General features: G+C 61.3%; 8 protein-coding genes. All 8 read right to left on the bottom strand.

Annotated features, from left to right (window positions below; genetic code table 11):
• A partial coding sequence (locus VN887_18795) for an efflux RND transporter periplasmic adaptor subunit (protein ID HXT42064.1) occupies nucleotides 1-1,172 on the bottom strand: 1,172 nt, incomplete at its 3' end.
• On the bottom strand, nucleotides 1,169-1,810 hold the full coding sequence (locus VN887_18800; protein ID HXT42065.1) for a TetR family transcriptional regulator: 642 nt from the start codon (nucleotides 1,808-1,810) through the stop codon (nucleotides 1,169-1,171). The genes VN887_18800 and VN887_18795, both read right to left, overlap by 4 nt.
• 236 nt (nucleotides 1,811-2,046) lie before the next feature.
• Complete coding sequence (gene gatA, locus VN887_18805) at nucleotides 2,047-3,513, bottom strand: Asp-tRNA(Asn)/Glu-tRNA(Gln) amidotransferase subunit GatA (GenBank protein HXT42066.1); 1,467 nt, start codon at nucleotides 3,511-3,513, stop codon at nucleotides 2,047-2,049.
• A 77-nt stretch (nucleotides 3,514-3,590) separates the two neighbouring features.
• Nucleotides 3,591-3,878: an Asp-tRNA(Asn)/Glu-tRNA(Gln) amidotransferase subunit GatC gene (gene gatC / locus VN887_18810; GenBank protein HXT42067.1), complete on the bottom strand. Its 288-nt coding sequence runs from the start codon at nucleotides 3,876-3,878 to the stop codon at nucleotides 3,591-3,593.
• A gap of 81 nt (nucleotides 3,879-3,959) precedes the next feature.
• The gene (locus VN887_18815; GenBank protein HXT42068.1) at nucleotides 3,960-4,694 is read right to left on the bottom strand and encodes a PDZ domain-containing protein; all 735 of its coding nucleotides are present in this window, start codon (nucleotides 4,692-4,694) and stop codon (nucleotides 3,960-3,962) included.
• A gap of 14 nt (nucleotides 4,695-4,708) precedes the next feature.
• Nucleotides 4,709-5,098: a retropepsin-like aspartic protease gene (locus tag VN887_18820; protein ID HXT42069.1), complete on the bottom strand. Its 390-nt coding sequence runs from the start codon at nucleotides 5,096-5,098 to the stop codon at nucleotides 4,709-4,711.
• Between the two features lie 56 nt (nucleotides 5,099-5,154).
• Nucleotides 5,155-5,457: an HPr family phosphocarrier protein gene (locus VN887_18825; GenBank protein ID HXT42070.1), complete on the bottom strand. Its 303-nt coding sequence runs from the start codon at nucleotides 5,455-5,457 to the stop codon at nucleotides 5,155-5,157.
• 45 nt (nucleotides 5,458-5,502) lie between these two features.
• A partial coding sequence (hprK, locus tag VN887_18830; protein HXT42071.1) for an HPr(Ser) kinase/phosphatase occupies nucleotides 5,503-6,433 on the bottom strand: 931 nt, incomplete at its 5' end.

Raw genomic sequence — 6,433 nt, forward strand, 5'->3', positions numbered from 1 at the left:
TTGTCAGACTTCCTGTCCGTGGATGCCGGCTGGTCCGGGGTCTTGACACTGACCTTGCTTCCTGGTGCGAGCCGGAGTTGTCCATCTGTGACCACTGTTTCGCCCGCTTTGATGCCGCTTCGAATGACCGTTCCGCTGTCATGGACAATGCTGGTCACAACCGGTCGCATCTCCACGGTATCATCAGCCTTGACCACGTAGATGAACTGGCCGTCCTGTCCCGTCTGAACCGCCTGCGTGGGCGCAACAACAGCATCGTGGAGCACGGACAACGTCAACGCCGTCTCGACAAACTGGCCCGGCCAGAGCACGTTGTCGTCGTTTGGAAAGGTGGCCTTGAGCTGGATGGTACCGGTGGTGGTATCCACGCCGTTGTCCACAAATGTGAGCGTTCCATCGTTCGACGGCGCCTGTCCGTTCGGAAGCAACACACTGACCTTGAGCTGCCTCGCGTGCATCTCTTTTTTGATTTCAGGCAAATATTGCTCGGGCACGGCAAACACCACATAAATGGGGTGAATCTGGTTTATGGTCAGCATCACGTCATCCGGAGCCTTGATGATGTTGCCCGCGTGAACCATCAGGCCCCCCGTGCGTCCGTCAATCGGCGAGCGGATCGCCGTAAATTCCACGTTCAACTCGGCATTCGCGACGGCGGCCCGATCGGACGAGACGCTCGCCTTCTGCGCATCCAGGGCCGCCCGCGAGTTGTCAAACTCCTCCTGCGAAATCAGGTTCGAGGCGAAAAGCTTCGTCGCGCGATCGAACTGGATTTGCGCGTTTTCCTGTTGCGCCTTGTCGCGCGCGAGGTTGCCACGCGCTTGTCCCAGGGCCGCCTGGAACGGCCGCGGATCAATCGTGAACAACAAGTCGCCCTTGTTCACATCCTGCCCCTCCCGGAAGTTCACTTCCTTGAGCTGGCCGGTGACTTGAGAGCGCACGGTCACTTTCGAATACTCCGCCACGTTGCCGATCGCCTCAATTTCGATGGGAACGTCCTGCTGGGTTGCCTTGGCCACGAGCACGGGCACCGGAGCCCCCGCACCCGGTTTGGCGCCCGGCGAGGTTGGACGCGAGCAACCGGTGATGACCGCCGCGGCCGCGGCAAGCATCGTCGCAATCATTGCAGGACGACAGGCGGAGAATGCGGTATTTGCAAAGGGCTGTTTCATTCGGTTTTTGCTTTTGACGGCGAAAGCGCCACGGCGAATTTGCGGAGAAAATCACGCCGCTCCTTTTGGAATTGCGCATCGGAAACCTGCCGGCCGGTGATCAACCTCGTCAGTTGCGGGAACGCCACGGGATACGTGGTCAGTCCGATCATGGCCAGCAAAACATGCCGGGGATCAAACTCGCTGGACAAATGGCCGCTGGTCTGCCGGCGGCGGATGCGCTCCACCGCCCCCTGGGCCACCGCGCGTCGCTCGGCCTCGTCAAGCACCGGCTTTTCACCGCCGCGCAACGCCTCCCATTCGAGGAGACGAATCCAATCCGCGTCCTGGCACGCAAGATCAAACCAGAGCGGCAGACTTTTGGACGGTTCTTCCGGGGTAGCCTCACCCCATGCCTGGCGTTCGGCGATTTTCCGCCGCAACACCGCGCGGAACAATTCTTCCTTGTTGCCGAAATAGTGATAGATCATCCGCTTGTTGATGGCGGCCCTGCGCGCAATCACGTCCACGCGCGCGCCGGCGAATCCGTTGTCGGAAAACTCCTTGAGAGCCGCCGCGAGAATGCGTTCACGCGTGCGCCCCGGGTCACGCGCGCCCGTCTTCGACCTGCCGCCCGCCGCTGAAACCGAACGATTCATTCGTTACACGCTTCCTGACCCGCCAAGTAACCGTCCGGTTACTTTTTTTCAACTGACGCACGCCGGGGAGGAAGTGTTCAAGGAATCTCACGGCGCGCCACTTCCCGGGATCCGGCTGCAATGCTCCACCTAGTGCCGGCGCGCGAAGAAGCGGGCATCCCTGCCGCCAGACCAGACTGCCTCGCATCCCGGGCGGCCGACAATCCTCAACCGTTCAGGCCAACAAGCGAGGTCACTCAGGACAGTGCCGGCTTTTCCTTGTGCCATTCCGTGCCTTGCTCGTAGGCATGCGCGATTTTCAAAATCGTTTCTTCACCGAACGGCCTGCCCAGCAGTTGCAGGCCAATCGGAAGCTTCGGTGATTTCGTGAAGCCGCAGGGAATGCTGACGCCGCAAATGCCGGCGACGTTCGCCGCGACGGTAAAAACGTCTGACAAATACATTTGCAACGGATCGTCGGATTTCTCGCCGGCCTTGAACGCCGCCGTCGGCGTCGTCGGCGTGACGATGGCGTCCACCTTCTCGAACGCGTTGAGAAAATCCTGGCGGATGAGCGTGCGGATTTTTTGGGCCCGCAGATAGTATGCGTCGTGGTAACCGCTGCTGAGCACGTAGGTGCCGAGGATGATCCGGCGCTTCACTTCCGCGCCGAATCCTTCGCCGCGGGTTCGGCTGTAAAGTTCCGCGGGGTCTGCGCCGTCCACCCGCAGGCCGTAGCGGACGCCGTCAAATCGGGCGAGGTTCGCAGAAGCCTCGGCGGGAGCGATGATGTAATAGGTCGCCGCCGCGTACTCGGTGTGGGGCAGTGAAATCTCCGCAACCTCCGCGCCGAGCTTTTGCAGTTGCTGCACGGCGGTATCCACCGCTTGTTTCACTTCCGCGTCCAGACCGCCGATCATGTACTCCTTCGGCAACCCCAGCTTCAGCCCTTTGATGTCGCCGTTCAACCATGCCGCATAGTCCGGCACCGGCTCGGGAACACTGGTCGAATCGCGCGGATCCGGACCGCTGATAATCCGGAGCAGCGTTGCGCAATCGCTGACATCCCTGGTCAACGGCCCGATCTGGTCGAGCGACGACGCAAACGCGACGAGGCCGTATCGCGAAACCCGCCCGTAGGTCGGCTTCATCCCGACAACCCCACACAGGGCCGCGGGTTGCCGGATTGATCCGCCCGTGTCCGAACCCAGTGTGGCGATGGCTTCATCCGCGGCGACCGCCACCGCCGAACCGCCCGACGAGCCGCCCGGAATCCGCGTCGTATCCCACGGATTCAAGGTCGTGAAGAAAGCGGAGTTCTCGGTCGAACTGCCCATCGCAAACTCGTCCATGTTCAACCGTCCAAAAACAATCGCGCCGGCGCCCCGAAGTCGGTCGACTACTGTCGCGTCGTACGGTGAAATGTATTTGCCGAGTATTTTCGAGCCGCAATTACACGGGTGGCCCTTGACGCAGAGCACGTCCTTGACCGCGATGGGCACACCGAGAAGCGGGCGTTGCTTGAAATCCGCGCCGGCGATGATCGCCCTGTCCGCGCCGTCCGCCTGTGCCAGCGCGTCCGCCGCGTCGTAACTCAGAAACGCCTTGATCCGGCCGTCCACGCGCGCAATCCGGTCCAGGCACGCCTGCATCGCTTCGCGTGCCGAGCATTCACGTCTGGCGAGTTTGCCGGTGAGTTCGGAAATGGTGAGATGGTTCAGCATGAAAATATCCGCACGCGAATCACCCGAATCGGCGCAAATTCATATTACAACCGGTGGGCATTTCCGAAATTCGGGCGCTACTCGACAATCTTCGGCACGATGAAGAGGCCGTTGGCCCTGGCCGGCGCATTGCGCAGCGCCTCCTCGTTGGTCAGGCCGGGACGGACTTCGTCCGCGCGCGTCACATTGACCAACGGCACCGCGTGCGCCGTCGGCTCGACGCTGGCGACGTCGAGTTCCTTCAACTTCTCGATATAGGCGAGGATGCCGCTCAGTTGTGCGCCAAGTTTCTTTTCCTCCTCCGGCGTGAGATGCAGCCGCGCGAGATGCGCGACGTAATTGACATCGAAATCAGTGGCGGACATGCGGCCAGACTAGAGCCGGAAGTCGGCGGTTGAAAGTTGAAAGTTGGGATTTGCACTCTCCCTCGGGAGAAGAAGCGAACTTCAGTCCGCCGAAGGAGGGAGAATGTTACGCAGCAGGATGGTGGTTTCGACCGTCCCGTTTCCCCGCCGTATCGTCAACCGGAGTCTGATGCCGGCCGGTTCCTGCCAGAATCGGCTCAACGGCAGGACGGTCGGATCCGTCCGCCATCTTGTGACGTCCAGATCCGCAATCTTCAATAAAACATCGCCATTGCCAATCCCCGCCTCCTCCGCAGGGCTGCCCGCCACGACATGGGCAACGAGGTCATCACTCTCAGCGTCCCGGGGCACAAACACAGCGCCGAGACGATTGTGCTCGCAGGCAGGGGCGGGCGTTTTTTTGGGCTTAAAGTAAGCGATGCCTTTTCTGCCATCGACGATGAAATCCATGCGTTTGAGCGCGGCCAGGCCGAACGTTGCCTCGTACCGGGCCAAGGCCGCTTCTGCCGAGTTGGCTTCAGTGACGGGCACATCGGTCACAGTCAATTGCCCGAAGGACAGTTCCTTTGCCCAACCTTCCTCCGAGACGACCAACCCCGTTGCCGGCATGTAACTGGCATTCAGCGTGGTCGGCTCGTCTGAATGGGCTGCTTTCCATTCGCGCCACTTCTTGGGCTGAAGACTCACCCCGCGGTCGGAACCGGTGTCCACCAAAATGGTCATTCGCTCGCGTTTCGCGCCGCGAACCTCGAGGGTTAGAATATCAGCGCCCTTGAGCACGCGTAATTCGACCCAGGTTTTGGCTTCCGCAGGCACCGCATCGAGCGGCCTCAGCGTCTGTTCAACGGCGTCGATTTGAAAAATATTTTCCTGACCGGCTGCCACCCGACCACCCCGTCCATTTCCATGCCGACGTAATTGGGCACCTCCACGACACCGAACCGGCTCTTGCTGCCGGTTCCGAACAAGGTCAGTTCACATTCCTCCGTCATTCCCATGGCGACCTGGCCGGGCGCCGGCTTAAAGTCCGCCGATGGGCCGGTAATCTTCAGGCCCAGTCGCTCCGCGCTCTTCCGAAAAAGTATCAGGCGACTTGCGCCGGAATCAAAGATGAGCCGGGTGGTTTCGCCGTTCACCCGTGCGTTCAACCAAATCCGTTCGTCGCAGCGGCCTGTAATCGTCCACTGGCACAACGCGACAATGACCAACAATCTTACCATGCTACATCAATTGGACGTGGCTGCACTCCCCTTCAAACGACCCGACGCAGGCGGGATCACTCCTCATCGAACTTCCGCTTGAGCAGCGCGTCGAGTTCGCTGAGCGCCCGGGTCGCATCCGCGCCGTCGGCATGGACAACGAGTTTGCTGCCCGGACCGGCGGCCAGCATCATCAGGCCCATGATGCTCTTGCCATTGATCCGCTCGCCATCCTTTTCCACAAAGACGTCGCATTCGAAGCGGTTGGCGGTCTTGACAAACATCGCCGCCGGCCGGGCGTGAATGCCCAGTTTGTTGACGACCACCATCTCGCGGGTGATGGCGGAGTGTTTGTCGGCGGCCTTCTTCGTCGCGCTCATCCAGGGGCTGATTCTATGGCGCTCCCGGAGATTTGCCAGCGCAATTCAAAGCCGCATTTTGCGGGACATCTGCGCGATCAGCCGGTCGTTGAGTTCCTTGGCCGGATTGTAGCCCGAGCGCTTGAGCTTGGTCTGGAACGCGGCCACCTCGATCAACCGCGCCAGATCGCGGCCGGGCCGCACCGGGATCGTGATGTGCGGGATGTTCACGCCCAGGATGTTCGCGAATTGTTCCTCCATGCCCAGCCGGTCCACGTCCATCACGTCGTTCCACGACTTCAGCGTGACGATGAGGTCAACGCTCTTTTCGCTCCGGATGCTTCTCACGCCAAACATCGCCGCGACGTTGATGATGCCGATGCCGCGCACCTCCATGTGATTCCGCGTCAGTTCCGCGCTGGTGCCGATCACCTCGTGGCCGTCCACCAGCGTGACCTTGGTCACGTCGTCGGAGACCAGGCTGTAGCCGCGCTCGATCAACGCCAGCACGCATTCGCTCTTGCCGATGCCGCTCTCTCCGCGGATGACCACCCCGACGCCCAGGATGTCCACCATGCTCCCCATTTCCGTGCCGCGCGGCGCGAACATCATTTCCAGCGCGAGCGTGGCGAGATTGATGAACTTCATCGTGATGAGCGGGCAGCGAAACACCGGCACGTCCGCGCGCTCGGCCGCCTTCAGGAACAGCCGGTCCGGATGGATGTTGCGGCTGTAAACGACGCAGGGGATCTTGTATGCGAACAGATCCGCGTAACGCCGCTCCCGCTCCTCCCGGCCCAGCGATTTGAGAAACGTGGCTTCCGCGCTGCCGATCACCTGCACCCGTTTGCTGGCGAAATATTTGGTGAACCCGGCGAGCGCCAGGCCCGGCCGGTTGACCGTCGGCTCGCGGATGACGCGCTTCAATCCGGCGGCGCCGCCCACCAGCTTCATCTCCAGCTCGCCGGCGTGCTCCGTGTAAAACCGCTCAACAGTG

The organism is Candidatus Angelobacter sp., from assembly GCA_035607015.1.
GTDB lineage: Bacteria > Verrucomicrobiota > Verrucomicrobiia > Limisphaerales > AV2 > AV2.